Annotated in this window: 19 protein-coding genes; 9 read left to right on the top strand and 10 right to left on the bottom strand. The window is 69.8% G+C overall.

Features of this window, described 5'->3' with window-relative positions; all coding sequences use genetic code 11:
* Window positions 1–5: 5 nt before the first annotated feature.
* A complete protein-coding gene (locus BM417_RS44580) occupies window positions 6–338 on the bottom strand; it encodes a putative quinol monooxygenase (protein WP_093606170.1) in 333 nt (110 codons plus the stop codon).
* A gap of 31 nt (window positions 339–369) precedes the next feature.
* Window positions 370–972 carry a DUF6928 family protein gene (locus BM417_RS44585; RefSeq protein WP_093606171.1) on the bottom strand — a complete coding sequence of 201 codons (603 nt, stop codon included), beginning with the start codon at window positions 970–972 and terminating at the stop codon, window positions 370–372.
* A gap of 57 nt (window positions 973–1,029) precedes the next feature.
* Between BM417_RS44585 and BM417_RS44590 the strand changes: the two genes are divergently transcribed.
* Window positions 1,030–2,994 carry an MDR family MFS transporter gene (locus BM417_RS44590; protein WP_093606197.1) on the top strand — a complete coding sequence of 655 codons (1,965 nt, stop codon included), beginning with the start codon at window positions 1,030–1,032 and terminating at the stop codon, window positions 2,992–2,994.
* Here the strand turns inward: BM417_RS44590 and BM417_RS44595 are convergent.
* Window positions 2,991–5,609 carry an AfsR/SARP family transcriptional regulator gene (locus tag BM417_RS44595; RefSeq protein WP_218164766.1) on the bottom strand — a complete coding sequence of 873 codons (2,619 nt, stop codon included), beginning with the start codon at window positions 5,607–5,609 and terminating at the stop codon, window positions 2,991–2,993. The two genes, BM417_RS44590 and BM417_RS44595, sit on opposite strands and share 4 nt — an antisense overlap.
* 190 nt (window positions 5,610–5,799) lie before the next feature.
* Here BM417_RS44595 and BM417_RS44600 point away from each other — a divergent pair, with 190 nt between their 5' ends.
* Window positions 5,800–6,933, top strand: coding sequence for an endonuclease/exonuclease/phosphatase family protein (locus tag BM417_RS44600; protein ID WP_218164767.1), 1,134 nt, complete (start codon window positions 5,800–5,802; stop codon window positions 6,931–6,933).
* On the opposite strand, the gene BM417_RS44605 is transcribed toward BM417_RS44600, so the two are convergent.
* Entirely contained in the window at window positions 6,930–7,220 is a 291-nt protein-coding gene (locus BM417_RS44605) for a DUF1905 domain-containing protein (RefSeq protein WP_093606199.1), read from the bottom strand. The genes BM417_RS44600 and BM417_RS44605 overlap by 4 nt on opposite strands.
* 139 nt (window positions 7,221–7,359) lie before the next feature.
* On the opposite strand from BM417_RS44605, the gene BM417_RS44610 reads away from it, so the two are divergent.
* From BM417_RS44610 to BM417_RS44625, 4 genes are read left to right on the top strand one after another with little or no spacing between them, the layout of a single operon-like run.
* Window positions 7,360–8,370 carry an iron ABC transporter substrate-binding protein gene (locus BM417_RS44610; RefSeq protein ID WP_093606173.1) on the top strand — a complete coding sequence of 337 codons (1,011 nt, stop codon included), beginning with the start codon at window positions 7,360–7,362 and terminating at the stop codon, window positions 8,368–8,370.
* A gap of 56 nt (window positions 8,371–8,426) precedes the next feature.
* Window positions 8,427–9,881, top strand: a complete 1,455-nt coding sequence (locus tag BM417_RS44615) for an ABC transporter permease (RefSeq protein ID WP_093606174.1) — start codon at window positions 8,427–8,429, stop codon at window positions 9,879–9,881.
* Between the two features lie 3 nt (window positions 9,882–9,884).
* Entirely contained in the window at window positions 9,885–10,886 is a 1,002-nt protein-coding gene (locus tag BM417_RS44620) for an ABC transporter ATP-binding protein (RefSeq protein WP_093606175.1), read from the top strand.
* Window positions 10,883–13,246, top strand: a complete 2,364-nt coding sequence (locus tag BM417_RS44625; protein WP_093606176.1) for a non-ribosomal peptide synthetase — start codon at window positions 10,883–10,885, stop codon at window positions 13,244–13,246. The genes BM417_RS44620 and BM417_RS44625 overlap by 4 nt, the downstream gene beginning before the upstream one ends.
* Here BM417_RS44625 and BM417_RS44630 read toward each other — a convergent pair.
* The gene (locus BM417_RS44630) at window positions 13,230–13,766 is read right to left on the bottom strand and encodes a hypothetical protein (protein WP_093606177.1); all 537 of its coding nucleotides are present in this window, start codon (window positions 13,764–13,766) and stop codon (window positions 13,230–13,232) included. The genes BM417_RS44625 and BM417_RS44630 overlap by 17 nt on opposite strands.
* A gap of 85 nt (window positions 13,767–13,851) precedes the next feature.
* On the opposite strand from BM417_RS44630, the gene BM417_RS44635 reads away from it, so the two are divergent.
* Window positions 13,852–14,403, top strand: a complete 552-nt coding sequence (locus BM417_RS44635) for a TetR/AcrR family transcriptional regulator (RefSeq protein ID WP_093606178.1) — start codon at window positions 13,852–13,854, stop codon at window positions 14,401–14,403.
* 5 nt (window positions 14,404–14,408) lie between these two features.
* Entirely contained in the window at window positions 14,409–16,577 is a 2,169-nt protein-coding gene (locus BM417_RS44640; RefSeq protein ID WP_093606179.1) for an MMPL family transporter, read from the top strand.
* Here the strand turns inward: BM417_RS44640 and BM417_RS49675 are convergent.
* From BM417_RS49675 to BM417_RS44660, 4 genes are all read right to left on the bottom strand, one after another.
* Complete coding sequence (locus BM417_RS49675) at window positions 16,574–16,906, bottom strand: DUF6292 family protein (RefSeq protein ID WP_093606180.1); 333 nt, start codon at window positions 16,904–16,906, stop codon at window positions 16,574–16,576. The two genes, BM417_RS44640 and BM417_RS49675, sit on opposite strands and share 4 nt — an antisense overlap.
* An 88-nt stretch (window positions 16,907–16,994) precedes the next feature.
* Entirely contained in the window at window positions 16,995–17,939 is a 945-nt protein-coding gene (locus BM417_RS44650; protein ID WP_093606181.1) for a sporulation protein, read from the bottom strand.
* A gap of 27 nt (window positions 17,940–17,966) precedes the next feature.
* Complete coding sequence (locus tag BM417_RS44655) at window positions 17,967–19,121, bottom strand: hemolysin family protein (protein ID WP_093606182.1); 1,155 nt, start codon at window positions 19,119–19,121, stop codon at window positions 17,967–17,969.
* Window positions 19,118–20,359 (bottom strand): hemolysin family protein, encoded by a 1,242-nt coding sequence (locus tag BM417_RS44660; RefSeq protein WP_245822821.1) that lies wholly within the window; start codon window positions 20,357–20,359, stop codon window positions 19,118–19,120. Before BM417_RS44660 ends, BM417_RS44655 begins: the two co-directional genes overlap by 4 nt.
* 109 nt (window positions 20,360–20,468) lie before the next feature.
* On the opposite strand from BM417_RS44660, the gene BM417_RS44665 reads away from it, so the two are divergent.
* Window positions 20,469–20,864 carry a MerR family transcriptional regulator gene (locus BM417_RS44665; RefSeq protein ID WP_093606201.1) on the top strand — a complete coding sequence of 132 codons (396 nt, stop codon included), beginning with the start codon at window positions 20,469–20,471 and terminating at the stop codon, window positions 20,862–20,864.
* Between the two features lie 17 nt (window positions 20,865–20,881).
* Here the strand turns inward: BM417_RS44665 and BM417_RS44670 are convergent.
* Window positions 20,882–21,185, bottom strand: a 304-nt coding sequence (locus tag BM417_RS44670; RefSeq protein WP_177320969.1) for a transposase, incomplete at its 5' end; no start/stop codon positions are given.

Consider the following 21,185-nt stretch of genomic DNA (forward strand, 5'->3'; position numbering starts at 1 on the left):
AAGGCTCACCCGCGTGGCGCAACCTCCATCTCCCCGAGCAGCGACCAGTCGTCCTGCTCGACCGACTGGCTGACGATGCGAGGCGTCTCGGCGAGGTACGGCGGCAGTTCCTTCTGGGCGTTGCGGAAGTGCTCCGACTGCACGTGCGCGCCACCCGCGTCGCCGTCCCGGAACGCCTCGACCAGCACGTACTCGTTCGGGTCGTCGAGGCTGCGCGACCAGTCGAACCACAGGCAGCCGGGCTCGGCGCGAGTCGCCTCGGTGAAGCTCCTGCTGACCTCGGGCCAGGCCTCGGCGTGCTCGGGCAGGACGCGGAACTTGGCGGTGATGAAGATCAAGACGGCCTCCTTCTGGTGATCGCTCCCGAGCCTAGGACGGCTCGGTGATCGGGACCAGCGAGCCGTCCGGCCCGATCGTCATCCGCTGAGGGCCGCGTTGGACCATCGCGGCCACCGCGGCGTTCAGGGCGGCATCGCGTTCAGGCTGGTCCGGACGGGTCACGCGGAAGCCGTGCAGCACGACGTCGTCCGGCGGGCTCTCCGCCGTGAAGCCGAACATCTCCACCGCCACCGAGCCGGCGAGCTCGTACTGGTCGTGCGACTCGGCGTGGTGCGACCGGAGCAGCGTGCCGTCCGCGGCCCACTCGGCGAACGCCAGCCATCCCGAACCGGAGTGCTGGGCGAACACCTTCAGCGGACGATCTCCCGCGAACTCCAGGACGTGCTCCGGCACGGGCACGGTCGCCAGTTCCTGATCGCACACGATCGTGGCATCCGGGAGCACCGCGACGTACGTGAACCCGTCGCCGGGGTAGATGTCGTCCGCCAGTTCGCTGTCCCCGGCCGGCTCGATCGCGCAGCCGGGCCGCAACGCCCGGACCACCGCCTCCGCCGCCGAACGGTCTGACGCGCCGCCGCCGCGCACCGCCGCCCGCACGTCGCCGAACGCCACCAAAGCGGCCTTGACCCCCATCGTGTTCCTCCCCTGCGAGGTCGTCCAACCTGCGCGATCATCCCCTGCGTGCCCGAGATGATCGACACTCGCAGGCGGAACCTGGTCGTCGCGGCCGTCCTCCTCGCCATGCTGCTGGCCGCACTCGACCAGACCATCGTGTCCACCGCGCTGCCCACGATGGTGGCCGATCTGGGTGGCGGCGCGCACCTGTCGTGGGTGGTGACGTCGTACCTGCTCGCCGAGACGATCATGACAGTGCTGATCGGCAAGTTCGGCGACCTCTACGGGCGCAAGAAGACGTTCGTCGTCAGCGTCGCGCTGTTCCTGATCGGGTCGTTCTTCGCGGGCTGGTCGGAGACGATGGGCACGCTCATCGCGTTCCGCGCGGTCCAGGGCCTGGGCGCCGGCGGGTTGATGGTCACCTCGACGGCGATCATCGCGGACGTCGTGCCGCTCAAGGAACGCGGCAAGTTCCAGGGCTTCGCGGGCGCGGTCTTCGGCATCGCGACCGTGGCGGGGCCGTTGCTCGGCGGGCTGTTCGTCGACCACCTGAGCTGGCGCTGGGCGTTCTACGTGAACATCCCGCTCGGCATCGCGGTCGTGCTGGTGGCGATCGCCGCGCTGCCCACGATCAAGACGGCGGGCCGTCCGAAGATCGACTACGCCGGCATCGCGCTGATCGCCCTCGCCGCCACCGGGTTGACGCTGGTCACGAGCTGGGGCGGCACCGAGTACGCGTGGACGTCGCCGACGATCCTGTGGATGGCCGTGGGATCCATCGTCCTGCTGATCGCGTTCGTGCTCGTGGAACAACGCGCGGCCGAGCCGATGCTGCCGATGAGGTTGTTCCGCAGCCGGGTGTTCACGGTGTCGGGCATCCTGAGCTTCGTCGTCGGGTTCGCGATGCTCGGCGGCATCACGTACCTGCCGATCTACCTTCAGTACGTGCGCGGCGAGTCGGCCACGGCGTCCGGGTTGTGGATGTTGCCGCTGATCGTCGGTCTCATGTCGACGGCCCTGCTCACCGGCAACACGATCAGCCGCACCGGCCAGTACCGGATCTTCCCGCTCATCGGCTCGGTCGGGCTCACCATCGGCCTGTTCCTGCTGTCCCTTCTGGACGCGGACACGAGCTACTGGGAGATGGGCGCGTTCATGATGGTGCTGGGCGCGGGCATCGGCCTGGTGATGCAGGTGCCGGTGATCGTCGTGCAGAGCACCACGAACTACACCGACCTCGGCGTCGCCACGTCCGGCATCAGCTTCCTGCGCACGATGGGCAGCTCGTTCGGCGTCGCGATCTTCGGCACGATCTACGCCAACCAACTGCCCAAGCACCTGGTGATCCCGCAGGGCGTCGACCCGCGCGCCATCGCCGGCCCCGCCGCGGTGCACGCGCTGCCGGACGCGGTGAGGGCCCCGATCGTCGCCGGGTACGCCGAGACCGTGCAGATGATGTTCCTGATCGCCGCCCCGATCGGCCTGGTCGCGCTGGCGGTGGCGTTCTTCCTGCCGCAGGTCCAGCTGCGCGACACGTCCCGAGCCTCAGCCGCCGGCAACAGCGGCGTGGGCGAGAGCTTCGCCGCGCCGCCGTCGAACTCCTACGACGAGCTGCGCAAACTGGTCTCGACGGTCGTCTCGAAGTCCGACGAGGACCCCGGCCTGGCCGTGCTCCGGCGGTCCGGCGTCGACCTGCCGCTGGAACAGGCGTGGCTGCTCGGCCGGGTGTACCGGGCGTCGACGGACGACGGCGTGGCCACGCTCGCCGAGATCGCCGAGATGACGAAGGTGCCCGGCGGCATCTTCGAACCGACCGCGCAGGCACTCGTGCGGTCCGGGCACCTGGCGTTCGGTGACGACGGCTACCGGTTCACCGACCAGGGCGTGGACGTGTTCACGCAGCTCGTGCGAGCGTGGCGGCAGTGGCTGCTCGACCAGCTGGAGGACTGGCACGAGCCGGACCAGCGCGACTTCGCGCAGGCGCTCGACTCGTTCACCGACGAGCTGATCGAGAGCGGCCGGCAGATGAGCCGGGTCTAGATGCGAGCTTCCAGGGCCGCGGCGTCCGCGTCGCGGCCCTGTTCCCGGTAGAGCTCCAGAGCGCGGTCCCAGTGCTCGCGCGCCCGCACGTCCTGACCGGCCGCCGCGTGCACGTCGCCGAGGTGCTCCAGCACCGTGGCCAGTTCGGCGGAGTTGTCCATCTCCCGGTACAGCGCCAGCGCCTCGCCGTAGTGCGTGACGGCGTCGGCGTGGCGGCCGTCGTGGTGGGCGATGTGCGCGAGGCTGTCCAGCGTCGCGGCGACGCCCTCCGCGTGACCGAGTTTGGTGTTGAGCAGCATGGCCTCCTCGCAGAACGTCCGGGCTTCGGCGTAGCGGCCCAGGCACGCGTACCGCCAGCCGACCTCGTTCAGCGACTCGGCCTCGCGGACCTCCGACCCGGCGGTGCGGAACTTCTCCAGTCCGAGCACCGAGTGCTCCAGCGCCTTCTCCAGGTCGCCCTCGTACTCGGCCGCCCAGGCGATCGATCGGTGCGCGGCTCCGTGCGCCATGGGGTCGTCGTTGCGCGCGAACAACTCCAGGCTGCGCTCGAAGTGCTCGTGTCCCAGCGAGGACTGGCCCAGCTCGACGTAGTTCGCGCCGAGGCACATGTGCGCGGTCGCCTGCTTGGTCTCGTCCCCCATGGCCTCGGCGGCCCGCAGCGCCGCCAGCCAGGCCTCCACGTCGTCGAACGTGCGCCCGCGCCGCAGGTGGTAGTTGTTCAGCGTGCGGCCGATCATCCAGGCCACGTCGAAGGCGCCGCGTTCCAGGGCTTGCCGTTGCTCGGTGACCAGGCAGGCGTGCTCGGCGTCGAACCACGCCATCACGGCGGCGTTGCTCTCGAACGCGAGCGTGTGGCTGCTTTCGTGCTCCGGCAACGGTTTGTGCGGCTCCTGAGCGAGCGCGGCGGCGCGGGCGGTGGCGGCGTAGAAGTCGGCAAGGCGCGTGCCGGCGTCGGCGGGAAGGTCCGCCGCGTACAGGCCGACGAGGTCGTGCATCCGGTACCGGCCGGGCACGTGCTGCTGCACCAGGTGCGCGTTCTCCAGCTCCCGCAACACCATCCTCGTCCGCGCGACCGTGCGGTCCAGCAACGCCGCTGCCGCCGCGAGGCTCACGTCCGCCGTGCCGACGGTGCCGAGCAGGCCGAACGCGCGTGCCGCCTCCTCCGACAGCGCCGCCACGGACCACGAGAACACCGTCCGCAGGTTCGTGCCGATCTCGCCCGCGTCCAGTGCGTCGAGCGGCTGCTCGCGCAGTTCCCCGGCGAACGCCGCCAGCGGGAAGTCCGGTTCCATCGCGGCCCGCGCGGCGACGATCGACAATGCCAGCGGCAGGCCTCCGCACCAGCTCACCAGGTCCGCGACCACCTCGGGTTCGGCCGCCACGCGCTCGGCGCCCAGCCTGGCCACGAGGAACTCGCGGGCGTCGGCCGGGTGCAGCACGTCCAACGAGACAGAGCGTGCCCCGTGCGCGGCCACCAGCCCGGCGAGCTTGAGGCGGCTCGTGACCAGCACCGTCGCGTCCGAGCCCGGGAGCAGCGGCACGACCTGCTCGGTGGAGCGGGCGTTGTCGAGCAGGACCAGCATCCGCCTGCCCGCGACGACGCTGCGGTAGCGCGCGGCCCGTGCGTCCAGGCCCGCCGGGATCGTCTCCTCCCCCAGCGCCTCCAGGAACTCGCGCAGCACCGTCTCCGGCGGTGTCGGCTCGGCGGACGGGTCGAAGCCGCGCAGGTTCACGTAGAGCTGGCCGTCCGGGAACTCGGCGAGGTGCCGGTGCGCCCAGTGCAGTGCCAGCGCGGTCTTGCCGATGCCGCCCGTCCCGCCGATCGCGGTGATCACGACGGTGCCGGCCGAGCCCAGCGCGGCCAGTTCGTCGGTGCGGCCGGTGAACCACGGGTGCGGCGCGGGCAGCTGACGAGGTCCGCCGGCGCGTTCCTCCACGCTGCCGTTGAGAATCCGCTGATGCATGTCCTGCAACGGTTTGCTCGGATCGACGCCGAGCTCGTCGGCCAGGCGGTGGCGCACGATCTCGTAGTGCCGCAACGCCTCCGCGTCGTTGCCCGACCGGTGCAGCGCCAGCATCAGTTGCGCGGCAAGGCGTTCGTCGAGCTGGCGTTCGCCTGCCAGCTGCCGCAACGAGGGCAGCAGCGCGGCGTGCCGGCCGGCCGCGAGCGCCGCGTCGTTGCGGTCCAGTTCGGCGGCGACGCGTTCGGCGTGCAGGCTCTCGCGCAGCGCGTCGAACCACGGCGACTCAAGCCCGTCCAGTGCCTGGCCGCGCCACAGACCGAGCGCCGTGTCGAAGTCCCGATCGCGCACGAGAGCCCGGAAGCGGAACAGGTCGACCTGCGCTGGATCGACCGTGAGGCGATATCCGGCCGGTGAGCGTTCGATGTCCAGTTCGATCAGCTTACGAAGCTTTGACACGTAGCCGTAGAGCGTCTCGCGCGCTCGCAGCGGCGCCCGCTCACCCCAGACGCGGTCGAGCAGCCGGTCGACCGGAACCGGCCGTCCCTCCTCCATCAGCAGCGCGACCAGCACAGACCGTTGCCGGACGTGGCCGATCTCGACCGACTCACCCCGGTCGCGCACCTCGACGGCGCCGAGCAGCCCGAACTCCAAGATCACCCCTCAGCCAGTGGATTCAAGGTTCATCCTAGGTTCGTCCTCGACCAAACGGGCAAGGTCGTTCTCGCGGAGGGCCCCACCACATCCGGCAGCCCAGCCACCGGGGCCCTCCACCATCGGCGCAGTGAAAGATCACCCGAGCGGACCAGGGCGAACACGTTCCTCCACATGCGACCCTGAAGTCGTGAGCACCACGCGAATCGGTTCGTTCAACGTGGAGAACATGTTCGAACGTCCCAAAGTGATGGGCCGCAACGCCACCAAACACGCGGCCCCGACTCTGGCCGCCCACGCCCGTTTCAACGAACTCATCGCCGCCGAGACCTACACGCCGGAAGTCAAGGAAGAGCTCAAGGAACACCTGACGACGCTGGAGTTGCTCAGGAGCGACCGGAGCAAGTACGCGATCCTGCGGCGCATCCGCGGCCGTTTCCTCGCGCGCCACCGCACCGGCGAAACCTCAGTCGTGGCAAGCGGACGCGAGTCCTGGGTCGGCTGGGTCGAGCTCACCACCGAACCCATCAGCGAGCTCGCCACGCGGCACACCGCCCAGGTGATGCGCGACGTCGGCGCGGACGTCCTAGGCGTGGTCGAGGCCGAGTCGCGCGAACTGCTGCACATGTTCTCCGCCAGCATGCTCAAGCACGTCGGCTGGACCCCGTACGAGGAGGTCCACCTCATCGACGGCAACGACGAGCGCGGCATCAACGTCGGATTGCTGACGCGAGAAGAACATCAGGTCATCACCATCCGCACGCACGTGTACGCACGGGACAGCTCGGGCACGATCTTCTCCCGCGACTGCGCCGAATACCACGTCCGCACGCCCACCGGTCCCGAGGTCGTCGTGCTCGTGAACCATCTGAAGTCCAAGGGCTACGGCGCCCCCGGCGACCCGATCGGCGCCCGCCGCCGCTTCCGCCAGGCCGTCCGCATCGCCCGCATCGTCAACCGCCTGCGCGACGAGGGCCACGAGTACATCGCCGTCGTGGGCGACCTCAACGACACCGCGGACAGCGAGGCGCTGCGACCGTTGTTCCAGCGCACGGGTCTGCGCGACATCAGCGAGCACGAGAACTTCGACTGGGACCACCGGCTCGGCACCTATCGCGGCGTCAACGAGAAAGGCAAGATCGACTACGTCCTGCTCACCCCGGAACTGTTCGCGAAGGCCACCGGGGGCGGCGTCTTCCGCAAGGGCGTGTGGCGCGGCCCGCGGACCAAGAACCGTTGGGACGTCTACGAAACCATGACGAACGAGGTACACGCGGCCAGCGACCACGCCGCGATCTACGCCGACATCGACTGGAGCGCCTAGACCAGTTCGACGGTCACCTCGATGACATCGCCCGGCCCGACGTCGTTCTTCTTGCGCACGGCGGCCTTGATCGGCAGCACGTAACAGCCGGACTGCTTGTCGGGGAACACCGAGGTCGACCAGGTGCTGGCGCCGACTCCGGCCCGGACCTTCACCGAGCCGAAGCCGGGACCGGGCGTGGCGATGTCGCGGATCTGGTCCGAAACGTCGTCCGGCAGCGTCACGAAAGTCCACGTGTCCATGCGGCGGGCATCCCAGAGCCACAATTCTGCGGCGAAGACGAACATCTTCACAGTATGGAGCCGAACAGGTGATGTGTCCGTCGTCGCATCACGTAATGGCATCTACGTCTTGAATGGCACCTTAGGTTAGCTTTACCTTGTCGGCGCCCTGTTTGACGTGGGGATTGGCCGAGGAGGACCGCCGGTGAGGCGTCGAGCACGGATCGTGACACTGGCGGCGGCACTGTTGGCGTCGACGTTGACCGCCTGCAGTTCCGCAGACGACCTGATCATTTACTCGGGCCGCAACGAACAATTGGTCGGCGCCCTCCTGGACCAGCTCGAGGACGCCGTCGGAATCGATGTCGAGGTCCGTTACGGCGGCAGTGGCGAAATGGCCGCGCAGCTGCTGGAGGAAGGGCAGGGCACCGAAGCGGACGTGTTCTTCTCGCAGGACGCCGGCGCCCTCGGAGCGATCGGCGCGCAGGGCCGCCTGGCCGAGCTGCCGGCCGACGTGCTCGGCATGGTGCCGGAGAACTACCAGGCCAAGGACAGGAGCTGGGTGGCCACGAGCGCCCGCGCTCGCGTGATCGCCTACGACCCCCGCGTGGTCGAGGAGAGCGAACTGCCCAGGACGATCGAGGAGGTCGTCGACCCGAAGTGGAAGGGCAGGGTCGGCTACGCGCCGGCCAACGGGTCGTGGCAGGCGTTCGTGACCTCCGTGCGGGTGCTCAAGGGCGAGGACTTCGCCAAGGACTGGCTGAAGAAGTTCGCGGCCAACGAACCGAAGCGGTTCGACAACAACATCAGCATCCTCAAGGCGGTCGACGAGGGCCAGCTCCCCTTCGGACTGATCAACCACTACTACTGGTACGCGTCGGCCGCGGAGAAGGGCGGCGAGGCCAACATGAAGGCCAAGCTGCACCGGGTGGGAGGCGGTGACCCGCTCGCCCTGGTCAACGTGGCTGGAGTCGGGATCATCCAGGGCTCCAACCAGAGCGAGGCCGCGCGGAAGGCCGTGCGGTTCTTGCTGTCCGAACAGGCGCAACGGCACTTCGCCGACCAGACCGCCGAGTACCCGGCCAATCCGGGGGTGAAGTCGAGCAAACACCAGCTGCCGCCGATCACGGACCTGCAGTCGCCCGACATCGACCTCTCCAAGCTGTCGTCGCTGCAGGAGACGGTGAAGCTGCTGCAGGAAGCGGGGTTGTCCTGAGGCCCGGCCACCGGGCCGCGCCTGTACTGACCACGCTCTCCCTCCTCGTCGCCGCGATGGCCGTGCTGCCGCTGGTGTACCTGGTCGTGCGTTCGTTCGAACGCGGCGGGAGCGTCGTGTGGGACGTGCTGGCGAGAACCCGGACGGCGGAACTGGCACTGCGGAGCCTGACGCTCGCGGTGTCGGTGACGGCGGCGTGCCTCGTCCTGGGCGTGCTCAGCGCGTGGCTCGTCGCCCGGTCGGACCTGCCGGGACGCCGGGCCTTCGGAGTGCTGCTGGTGCTGCCGCTCGCGGTGCCGTCCTACGTCGCCGGGTTCACCTGGATCTCCGTGGTACCGGACCTCACGGGATTCGCGGGCGCGTTCGTGGTCCTGACCCTGGTGTCCTACCCGTACGTGCTGCTGCCGGTCGCGGCCGCGTTGCGCACGGCCGATCCGTCGGTGGAGGAGGTCGCGCGGTCGCTCGGCCGGACTCGACGCCAGGTGTTCTTCGCCGTGACGGTGCGGCAGATCCGGCCCGCGGCGCTCGCCGGTGGGCTGCTGGTGGCGCTGTACGTGCTGAGCGACTTCGGTGCCGTGTCGCTGATGCGGTACGAGGCGTTCACGCTCGGCATCTACACGAGCTACCGGGCGACGTTCGACCGCACGCCCGCGGCGATCCTCGGCCTGGTCCTGGTCGTGCTCGCCATCGCGTTGACGGTGGGCGAACGACGGGCGCGCGGCCTGGTCGCGCACCGCGGTCGCCGGCAGCCGTCGGCCGCGCCGCTGGGACGGGCTCGCGTGCCCGCGCTGGCGGGGACGATCGCGCTGGTCCTGCTGACCCTCGGGGTGCCGGTGGTCAGCCTGGCGTGGTGGCTCGCGGCGGGCACGTCGACGTTCTCCGTCACCGACGTGCTGGCGACGACCGGCAACACCGTCGCCGTGTCGGCGTTCGGCGCTCTGCTGACCCTGCTGCTGGCGCTGCCGGTGGGGATCCTGGCCGCGCGGCATCAGGGCCGGCTCGCACGAGGGGTCGAGCTGGCCGGCTTCGCGGGACACGCGCTACCGGGCATCACCGTCGGGCTGGCGCTGGTGTTCTTCGGGATCCGGTTCGCCCCGGCGCTGTACCAGACGGTGCCGATGCTCGCGTTCGCCTACGCGGTGCTGTTCCTGCCATTGGCCGTGGGAGCTGTGCGCACGGGTGTCGCGCACGCGCCGCCGGTACTGGAGGACGTGTCGCGCTCCCTCGGGCACGGGCGGTGGCGGACGGGGTTGCGGGTCACCGTGCCGCTGGCCGCGCCGGGGGTACTGGCCGGTACCGCGCTGGTGTTCCTGACCTGTGCCAAGGAGTTGCCGGCGACGTTGCTGCTGCGACCGACCGGAGTGGACACCCTGGCGACGGAGCTGTGGACGCGCACCGAGGTCGCCGCCTACGCCGCGGCGGCGCCGTACGCGGCGGTGTTGCTGGTCGTGGCGGCGATTCCCGCCGTCGCGCTGGACAGGTTCCTGCTCCAAGACGATTCGAGGAGGTGAACGGTGAGCGGTTTGACGGTGAAGCGCCTGGTCGCGGGCTACGGCGGCGACCCCGTGCTGCGCGAGGTCGACTTCGAGGTGCAGGAGGGTGGGCTGCTCGCCGTGCTCGGGCCGTCCGGGTGCGGCAAGACGACGTTGCTGCGCGTGCTCGCCGGCTTCCACCCGGCCTCCTCGGGCGAGGTGTGGCTGGGCGAGCGGCAGCTGACCGCCGACGTGCCGCCCGAGCGGCGCGGCATCGGGATCGTGCCGCAGGAAGGCGCGCTGTTCCCGCATCTGAGCGTCGCGGGAAACGTCGGGTTCGGGCTCCGGCGGGGTGAACGCGGTGCGCGGGTCGAGGAACTGCTCGATCTGGTCGGGCTGAGCGGGTTCGGTGCCCGGATGCCCGGCGAACTGTCCGGAGGGCAGGCGCAACGGGTCGCGCTCGCGCGTGCTCTCGCGCCGCGACCTGGCGTCGTGCTGCTCGACGAGCCCTTCTCGGCGCTGGATGCCGGTCTGCGCGAAGAGCTTCGAGCTGATGTGCGCGCGACTCTGCGGTCGGCCGGTGCCACGGCGTTGCTCGTGACGCACGACCAGGAGGAGGCGTTGGGGATGGCCGACCTCGTCGCGGTGCTGCGCGACGGCGCGGTGGCGCAGCTGGCACGGCCGCAGACGATCTACTCCTCGCCCGCCGATCTCGGAGTGGCGTTGTTCGTGGGCGAGGCGGTGACGTTCTCCGGCATCGCCCGCTCCGGTCTGGTGCGGACGCCGCTCGGGACGTTGCCGGTGTCCGGGGAGGGCCACGGCACGGTGTTGCTGCGCCCGGAGCAGCTGATCCTGGGGACCGACGGTGTTCCGTCCATTGTGGAGGACGTGCTGTTCCACGGCCATGACGCCTCCGTGCTGCTGCGCCTCGCGGATGGCACGCGAGTGCGGTCGCGCGTGCAGGGCGGGGTTACTGGCCGTGCCGGAGACACCGTTGCGGTGTCGGTGAACGGGACGGCGCTGTTCTTCGGGGACATGCCATGACGGCCACGGCGGACCTCGGGTTCGCGGACCACCTCGCGGTGCACGGTGACCGTCTCGCACTGGTGACCCAGGCCGGTTCGCTCACCTATCGCGACCTGGACCAGCGGGTGGCCGCCGCCGCCGAACGGCTCGGCACGACCCGGCGGCTGGTGCTGCTGGCCGCGGAGAACGACGTCGAGTCACTCGTGGTGTATCTGGCCGCGTTGCGCGGCAGGCATCCGGTCGTTCTCGCCGCGGCGAACCAGGTTCCCGCGCTCACCGCGGCGTACGACCCGGACGTGGTGATCTCGGGGTCGTGGACGGAGAGACACGAGGGCACGGTGCACTCGCTGCACCCCGAGCTGGCACTGCTGCTGTCGACGTCCGGCACGACCGGGTCGCCCAAGCTGGTGCGGCTGAGCGCGGACAACCTCGCCGCGAACGCCGCGTCGATCGGTACGTACCTGGACGTCCGTGCCTCCGACCGCGCCATCACCTCGTTGCCGCTGCACTACTGCTATGGCCTTTCGGTTGTGAACAGCAACCTCGCGCGCGGTGCCGGCCTTGTGCTGACCGGGCGATCGGTGATCGAGCCGGAGTTCTGGGACCTTGTGCGAGAGCACGGTGTGACCAGTCTGCACGGCGTACCGCACACGTTCGGGCTGCTCGACGGCATCGGCTTCGCGGACCTGGACCTGCCGAGCCTGCGCTACGTCACGCAGGCGGGCGGGCGGCTGGCTCCGGATGACGTCGTCCGCTACGCCTCACTGGGCGCCGAACGAGGCTGGCGCTTCTTCGTGATGTACGGCCAGACCGAGGCCACTGCGCGCATGGCCTTTCTGCCGGCGGAACTCGCTGCCGCGCACCCGTCCGCGATCGGCGTGCCGGTCCCCGGCGGCAGACTTCGGATCGACGACGGCGAGCTGGTCTACAGCGGCCCCAACGTGATGCTCGGCTACGCCTGCTCGCCCGAGGACCTCGCGCTGGGCCGCACCACGTTCGAGCTGCGGACGGGTGACCTGGGGACCGAGTCCGACGGCTTGTTCTCCGTGACCGGCCGCAAGAGCCGGTTCGTGAAGCCGTTCGGCCTGCGGATCGACCTGGACCGGGTCGAACGCTCACTCGCCGCCGACGGCCTCCGCGTCGCCTGCACGGGTGACGACGACGGCCTGGTCCTCGCCGTGCTCGGCTCCGCTGATCGCGCGGCGAGGCTGGCCGGCGCCCTCACCGGCCTGCCCGCGGCCGCTGTCCGCGCGTACTCCGTGACGTCGTTGCCGTTGCTGTCCAACGGAAAGGTCGACTACCAGGCCGTCGCGGCGCCGCCCGAGCGCGAATGGACGTCCGTGCGAGAGGTGTTCTCCTCGGTGCTGGGCGTTCGTTCGGTGCCCTCCGACGCGACGTTCAACTCGCTGGGCGGCGACTCGCTGCGCTACGTGCAGCTGACCGTGCAGTTGCAACGGCTGCTGGGCGATCTGCCGACCTCCTGGCCGACGATGCCGGTCTCACGGCTCGAAGAGCTTCGTGCCACACACCGTCGCATCCCGATGGTCGACACCACGATCGTGCTGCGGGCGTTGGCGATCCTGCTGATCGTCGGCTCGCACGTCGGTTTCTTCAAGCTGCTCGGCGGCGCGCACCTGCTGCTCGTGGTCGCGGGCTGGAACCTCGCACGGTTCCTGATGCCCGCCGATCCGCTGCGGATCCTGCGTGCCACGGCGACCATCGCGGTTCCGACGTCGCTCTGGCTGGGCTACCGGGTGGCGGTCACCGACGACGTCACCCTCGACAACGTGGCGCTCGTCAACAACTTCACCCGTGTCGGCGCGGCCGGGTACTGGTTCGTCGAAGTCCTCGTGCACGTGCTTCTGCTGTGCGCCCTCGTCTTCGCGGTGCCGGCGATCCGGCGCTGGGAACAGCGCCACGGCTATGCCTTCGCGCTGGCGTTGCTCGGTCTGACGCTCGCGTTGAGGCTCACCGTCGACGGTGATTTCTTCGCCCGCAACATGACCACGCTCGGCGCGGCGTGGTTCGTGGCGCTCGGCTGGCTCGCCCACCGCTCCCCCGCTCTGTGGCAGAAGGGCCTCGTCGTCGTGGTCGCGGTCGCGATGGTCCCCGGCCGCATGGAGGACCTCTCTCGCGAGATCGTCGTGATCTCCGGCCTGGTCCTGCTGCTGTCGCTGGCGCGTGTGCCGGTGCCGCGCGGCCTGCTCACCCCGATGAGCCTGCTGGCCAGCGCGTCACTCGCCATCTACCTGACGCACTACGCGGTGTTCCCGCTCCTGCAGCCGCAGGTGCCGGCCGCGATCGTGTGGGTCGTGTGCGTCGTGGTGGGGTGCGCGATGTGGCTCGGGATCGACCGGGCGGTCACAGCGGTGCGCTGATGTGGAAGTGCTCGTCGAACGCGGCCGCGAGTTGCTCTCCCAGCCCGTGCGGCGCCCATCTCCGCACCAGTTCCAGGAACCCGAGCAGGTCCTGCCGCACGCCCTCCAGGTGTGCCCGCACTTCCGCGATCCGGATCTCGCACGCCGGCCCGTCCGCATCCTCGGCATCCGGCCACAGCCGCGCCACGTCGGCACGGAACTCCAGCCCCGGATCGAGGCTGTGGCCAAGCCAAGGCCTCTCACCGTCCAGCAGCCACAGCCACTGCCGCCACTCCTCCAGGCCCGCACAACAACCTGGCTCGATCACCACGCCCGACCCGGTGTCCTGCAGGCGCACTCCGCCCGACATGATCAGGCACTCCTGCTCCGGCAACCCGGGAAAGGGCTCCGGCGCATCCTCGTCGCGGTTGTATTCGTCGATCGCGGCGAGCGCGGCGTCGAACTCCTCACGGCTCATCCGCCCGGACAACACCACGCTGTCACCGCCGGTCACTTCGACGACGGCCTTCATCTCGATCACTCACCCATTGTGGTGACGAACGCCACCGACCAATTCGGTCGGTAAACCTACCGAACCGGTCGGTAAACGCCGTAAAGTCGATCGCATGCCACGACAGCCCAGGACCGGAGTCGACGAGAAGATCCTCGACGCCGCCGCCGCGCTCTTCGCGCGGCACGGCTTCGAGCAGACCTCGTTGAAGTCGCTCGCGGACGCTGTCGGCCTGTCCAAAGCCGGCCTGCTGCACCACTTCCCGAGCAAGGACGCTCTCTTCGAAGCGGCGTGGGAACAGAGCCGTGTGCTGACCCGGCACGTCCTCGACCAGGTCTCCTCGCTGCCCGCCGGGTCCGAGCGGGACCGCCGGGCGCTGGAACTGCTGACCGACCACGCGCTGGACCGGCCAGGGCTGGTCTCGCTGCTGTTCCGGACGATGACGGCGCCGGGCGAGGACCCGCAGCAGGCGCAGGACGAGCTGCTCCTCAACGAGATGTTCGTCATCGACCCCGAGAAAGAACTGCCCCGCGCGATCCGGATCGTCGGCGCGCTGTGCTCCATGGCCGTGCTCACCCTTCTGGCCAACCAACAGGGTGAGAAGACGACATGGCGTCCCTTGATCCTCGCTACCTGCTTCGACGCACTCGGGCACCAGGAGGCCTGACCATCATGGCGAAACTGCTCTACAAACTGGGACTCGGTGCGCACAAGCACCGCCTTCCGGTCGTCCTGATCTGGCTGCTCGTGCTGATCGGCTCCGGCGTCGGCGCGTTCACGCTCGGCGGTGAGACGTCCAACTCGATGTCCATCCCCGGCCAGGAGTCGACCACCGCCCTGGAGCGCATCCAGGAGAAGTTCGGCTCCGGTGAGACCGCGTCGGCCAGGGTCGTCGTGCAGGCTCCGGACGGCCAGAAGCTGCCGCAGCACGTCAAGGCGATCACCGAGCTGGTGGCCGACGAGTCCGCGCTCAAGGGCGTGCGGTCGGCGACGAACCCGCTCGACCCGGCGGCGCCGAGCGTCAACCGCGACGTCAACGTCGGCTACAGCACCGTCACCTACGACGTGAAGCCCGGTGAGGTCACCGACGAGCAGCGCGCCGAGCTGACCAAGGCCGTCGACAAGGCACGCGCTGCGGGGCTGACCGTCGAGGTCACCGGCACCGCGATGCAGGAGACGCCGCACGTCGGCGGTCCGACCGAGGCCATCGGCGTCGTGCTGGCGCTGGTCGTGCTCGCGCTGACCTACGGCTCGCTCGTCACCGCGGGCATGAACCTGCTCAGCGCCGGCATCGGCGTCGGCATCGGCACGCTCGGCATCACGATCACCACCGGGTTCATGGACCTCCAGTCCACCACGCCGATCCTCGCCTCGATGCTGGGTCTCGCGGTCGGCATCGACTACGCGTTGTTCATCATCAACCGCTACCGCCAGGAACTGCGCCGGGGCTCCGACGTCGGGCACGCCGTCGCGACCGCGGTCGGCACCGCCGGTTCCGCCGTCGTCACCGCCGGTCTGACCGTGGTGATCGCGCTGGTGGGCCTCGCGATCGCGGGCATCCCGTTCCTGACGCAGATGGGTGTCTCGGCCGCCGCCACGATCGTCGTCTCGGTGCTGATCGCCATCACGCTGGTGCCCGCGGTGCTGAGCCTGCTCGGCCGCCGCGTACTGACCCGCAAGGAACGCTCCGCCACCCTCGAGAACCCCGTCGAGCCCAAGGACCGCGGTGTCATCCGCGGCTGGGCCGGTGCGATCACCCGCAACCGCGTCGTCGCGCTGCTCCTGTCGGTCGTGGCGCTCGGCATCGTCGCGATCCCGGTGGCGTCCATGGACACCACGCTGATCCAGAAGCCGCCGGCCGGCTCCACGCAGGAGCGCGCCGACCAGATGCTCGCGAAGGGCTTCGGCGAGGGCTTCAACGGCCCGATCATCGTCCTGTTCGAGGGCCAGGGTGCCGCCGCGACGGCCACCAAGGCGTCCGAGCCGCTCGCCAAGCTCTCCGACGTCGCCCTCGTGACGCCGGCGCAGCCGAGCCAGGACGGCAACGCCGCGCTGGTCACCGTGATCCCGAAGTCCGGCCCGGACAGCACCGAGACCGAGAAGCTCGTCGCCGACCTGCGCGCCGAACTGTCCGATGTGGAGGGTGGCAAGGCCTACGTCACCGGCGCCACCGCGGTGAGCGTCGACGTGGCCACGTCCCTGGACAAGGCCCTGCCGATCTACCTCGCGGTCGTCGTCGGCCTGGCGCTCGTGCTGCTGATCCTGGTGTTCCGCTCGCTGCTGGTGCCGCTGGTCGGTGTGCTCGGCTTCCTGCTCACCATCGGCGCGTCGCTCGGCGCCACGGTCGCGGTGTTCCAGTGGGGCTGGCTCTCCAGCGCCGTCAACCTCGAGAGCACCGGCCCGCTGATCAGCCTCACGCCGATCCTGGTGATCGGCATCCTGTTCGGCCTCGCCATGGACTACCAGATCTTCCTGGTGTCCCGGATGCACGAGGCGCACCACCGCGGCGCCAAGCCGTTGGAGGCCATCACCACGGGCTTCCGCCAGGCCGCCCCGGTCGTCGTGGCCGCCGCGCTGATCATGTTCTCGGTGTTCGCGGGCTTCGTCCCGGCAGGCGAGGCGACCGTGAAGTCGATCGCCTTCGCCCTGGCCGTCGGCATCTTCGTGGACGCGTTCGTGGTCCGCATGGTGCTCGTGCCCGCGGCGCTCGCCCTGCTCGGTGAGCGCGCCTGGTGGCTGCCGAAGTTCCTGCGCTGGCTGCCGGAGCTCGACGTCGAGGGCACCGCGCTCGACGAGCTGCCTAACGAGAAGAAGAAGCAGGAGCCGGTCTCCGTCGGCTAACCCGCGCGCCGATCCAATGGCCGGTCCATCTCGTGGGCCGGCCATTGATCTGTCAACAGACCGCGGACCCACCTGGCGACCGCGTGTGGCGGGGGTTCCACCGCCCCACCCAGGTGCGCCACCACGGTCAGATCGGCACCGTCCTCGGCTGCGATCGCCCACCCGTGACGTTCGGTCCACAACAAGGCGACGTCGTGATCGGGACGGCCGGGCAAGCGCCCGTCCACCGCGATGTACATCCGCAGCGGCTTCTGCCGGTCAATGCACGAGGACTCGCCGCTCAAGCCGAGTTCCCGCGTGACTCTCAGTGCGTAATCAAGCGCCTTCAAACCGTCACCGCTCTCCGTCTCACCGGGGTGGCAACGCCGACTGCTTGACGCAGGGCGCGGGTACCCCGGTGGACGGAGCGCAAAACGCCTACTCGCCGCCGAAGTCGCCGAAGTCCTCGAACGCGTCGTCCATCATCTCGCCGACGACCATGCCGCCGACGAGACCGGCGGCACCGGCCGCGACGACCGTGCCCATGCCCATCCCGCCGCGACCGTGGTGGCCGCCGTGATGTCCGTGCTGGTCGTATCCGTGCATGCCACCGCCGCGCTGCGCGACCTGGGCGAGCCAGCCGTTGATCGCCGACGCCCAGTCGGTGCCCTCGGACTCCTGGTGGGACACGCGGAAGTGCCCGAACGCGTCACCGCCCGACGAGAACATGCCGCCGCGCTTGTCGGCCTCCAGGATCACGAACAGCTCGTGCGGGTTCGCCACGAACGTCAGCTCGACCTGCTGGACGGCACCGGCGAACTGGGCGGGCGGGAAGAACTCGATCTCCTGGTAGAAACCGAGCTCCTGCGGCACCCCGTGCAGGCGGCCCGCCTCGACGTCCGCGCTGCGGAACGAGAAACCGAGCTGCCCGAACGCGTTGAGCACCGCGTCCTGCGACGGCAGCGGGTGGACCAGCACGGGGTCGAGGTCGCCCTTGTCGGGTGCGCCCGCGATCACGAGCTCGGTCCGCACGCCCACGGTCATGCCGGGCAGCTGCCCGCCGCCGACCGCGGTGATCGGGGTCTCCCACGGGATCGGCAGCTGGAACGGGATCGCGACCAGCTGGCCGGCCCCGACCCGCACGCCCTGCTGCACGACGACCCGCAGGAACTCGGACACGCCGCCGTACTCGTGGTCGCCGCGCTCGACCTCGACGCGGGTGACGAGCGACAGCACGACCTGGCCGATCTCGGCGTCCGCGCTGCCGCCCTGGATGCGCACCTGCCCGGTGACGACCTGGCCGGGCGTGGCGTGCGGCGAGTCCAGCACGGTGTCGACCGACGGGCCACCGACGCCGAAGGCGCTGAGCATCCGCTTGAACATTTGTGTTTCCTCCCTGGGAAACTCCGGTCAGCGGGCGCTGACCGGACGTGTGTCGGTTTCGTCCTCGAAGTCGCCGATCAGCTCTTCGAGAAGGTCTTCCAGTGCGGCAATACCGTGAATTGGCCGCTCCTGCGGAGACGGCGGCGAGTTCGCCTCGAAGGCGGCCGTCCGGCCACCGCTTCGGCCCGAATCGCCTTCGGCGGTTGACCCGAAGGGGCGACCGGACGACCGACGCGAACTCGCACTGTCGTCAGCCACGAGCGCGAGCTGCGAGCGTTCGGCACGCATCGCCGTCACGGCCTGGGCCACCGGCATCGACGCCGGCAGCGTCAGCACCGGGCCCATCAGCTCGCGAGCCGTCGGGTCCTCGCCGCGGGCCGTGGCGCGCATGGCCTCGCGGATGTGCACGAGTCCGACGTACCGGCCGTCCAGGCCGGTGACCGGGAAGCGCGACCGTCCACACTGGAGGCTGCGCTGCTCGATCTCCCGCGCGGTGGTGTGCTCGGTGACCGTCGACGTCTCCGCGACCGGCACCATCACCTCGCTCACGGTCGTGCGCTGGACCTGCAGCATCCTGGTCAGCAGCCGTTGCTGGGCCTCGGGAATCAGGCCGTGCTCGGCGGACTGCCGCAGCAGCATCCGCAGGTCGTCCGGCCGGTGCGCCTGCGCCAGCTCGTTCTGCGGCTCGACCTTCATCAGCCGCAGCAGGCCGTTCGACACCGCGTTCAGTCCACTGAGGAGCCAGCGGACCGAGCGGGCGAACGCGCGGAACGGCAGCGCCAGGATCAGCGCGGACCGCTCCGGGTGCGCGATGGCCCACGACTTCGGCGCCATCTCGCCGACGACCATGTGCAGGAACACCACCAGCACCAGGCTGATCGCGAACGCGATGCCGTACGCGAACGCCTCCGGCAGGCCCGTCAGCCGCAGCGCCGGTTCCAGCAGGTCCGCGACGGCCGGCTTGGCCAGCGCGCCCAGACCCAGCGTGCACAGTGTGATGCCGAGTTGTGCGCCCGCGAGCATCAACGACAGCTCACGAACGCCCGCCACTGCGGCGCGGGCCGCCCGGGACGTCTCGGCGGCCTGCTCCAGGCGGTGGCGCTTGGCCGCGATCAACGCGAACTCGGCGGCCACGAAGAAGCCGTTCAACGCCAGCAGCACAACGGAGATGACGATGCTCATCGGGACAACACCACCGAGTCGGGCACGTTGCGCGCCACCGTGGTGACCACCAGGCGCACTCCGTTCATCTCGATCTCGTCGCCGGCCTCGGCCACGCGGCCCAGCTGGTGCAGCACCAGACCGGACACCGTGTCGTACGAGTCGTCGGCCGGAAGTTCCACGCCGGTGACGTCCTCGACCTCGTCCAGCCTCATGCGGCCGGGCACGCGCCAGTCGTCGCCGACCTTCTCGATCATGTCGGCCACCCGGTCGTCCTCGTCGTGGATCTCGCCGACGAGCTCTTCTGCCAGGTCCTCCAGGGAGATGACGCCGGCGAACCCGCCGAACTCGTCGACCACGCAGGCGAGCTGGCGGCGTTCGGTCCGCAGCCTTTCCAGCACCGCGGGCAACGGCAGCGTCGCCGGGACGACCAGCGCGGGAGAGGCGATCTTCCCGATGGCGACGGTCGAACGCTCCTCGGGCGCCAGGGTCAGCACTTCGGCCAGCCCGACGACACCGCGCAGGTCGTCGAGGTCGTCACCGATCACGGGGAAACGCGAGTTCCCGGTGTCCAGCAACGAGACCACGCGACCGGCGGGCTCGTCGCACCGCACGGTGTGGACGTTGACGCGCGGCGTCATGGCCTGCTCCGCGACCAGTTCGCGGAAGCCGATGCCGTGCTCCAGCAACCGGGTCAGCTCGGGGTCGAGGTGGCCCTGCTCCCCCGCCTCCCCGACGATCTGCCGGAAGTCCTCCGGCGTCGCGCCCTGCGGCAGTTCCTCGACGGGCTCGATGCCGATCGCGCGCAGCAACCGGTTCGCGGCCGCGTCGAACAGCCGGATCACGGGGCCGGCGATCTTCAGGTACACCAGGGTCGACGAGCTCAGCACCAGCGCGAGCTGTTCGGGCCGCGCGATCGCGAGGTTCTTCGGCAGCAGCTCACCGAGCACCATCTGCACGAAGGTGGCGAAGGCCAGCGCGATCACCATCGAGCCCGGCACGCCGAGCCCGGTGCCGAGCAGCGGCTCGGCCACGTAACCGACGAGCAGCGCCGTCACCGTGATGCCGAACTGGGCGCCGGACAGCATGAAGGAGAGCTTCTGAGTCACGCGGTAGGCACGCTCGGCGGCCTTCGAGCCGCCCTCGGCCAGCTGCTGCAGGCGGCCGCGATCGACCGCCATGTACGCGAACTCCTGAGCCACGAAATACCCCGTGGCCGCGGTCAGGACCACGATGGCGAGCAAGCCGGATGCGATCAACAAGACGCACCCGGCCACGTACTACAGCCGTCTACACCGGCTTCATCAGGCATGTTCCAACAGTAGCACGTGGCACTGTATGGTTTCCGGTGACGGGGAGGTGATCGCTGTGACCGAAGCACTGCTGAAGATCGGCGAACTCGCCGCCCGCGCCGGCGTGAGCATCCGCACCGTCGACTACTACACGACGCTCGGCCTGATCAGCCCCGCCCAGCGCACCGCGAGCAACTACCGCCTCTACCGCGCCGACGACGTGGACCGCATCCACCTCGTACAACGCCTGGAGGTCCACGGTCTTCCCCTGGAGGACATCGCCCGCGCGTTCACCGCCGCTCCGGCCGACACCGCGGCCGTCCTCGGGCAGATCGACACGGACCTGCGCACGCTCCAGGAAGCCGCCGACGCCGCGTCGCCGGCGATGCACGGCCTGCTGTCGGTGATCGCGAACCGGGTCCACTCCCTGATCACCATCGCGCTGCAACTCCCCCCGGACCTGCCGATGTAGCTAGTAGACCGTCGCTTCTAACCTTTGGGGTAGAGGTGACGGAGTCGGGTGCGGGCGTCGTCGGTGGTGAACTGCCAGTCGACTCCGCGCTGGTTGGTGTTGGTGGTGTGTTGCCAGGCGGCGAGTTCGGTGTTGAGGGTGTCGAGGTCGCTGATGCGGCGGTCGAGGCATTGCCGTGACAGTGCGGACAGTTCGATCTCGGCGATGTTGAGCCAGGAGCCGTGTTTGGGGGTGTGGTGGATCTCCAGGCGCTGGGCCAGGGCGAAGGCCTCGCCGGGTTCGAACGCCTCGTAGAGCGAAGAGATGGTGTGGGTGTTGAGG

The sequence above is a fragment of the Lentzea waywayandensis genome (genome assembly GCF_900115955.1).
Classification (GTDB): domain Bacteria; phylum Actinomycetota; class Actinomycetes; order Mycobacteriales; family Pseudonocardiaceae; genus Lentzea; species Lentzea waywayandensis.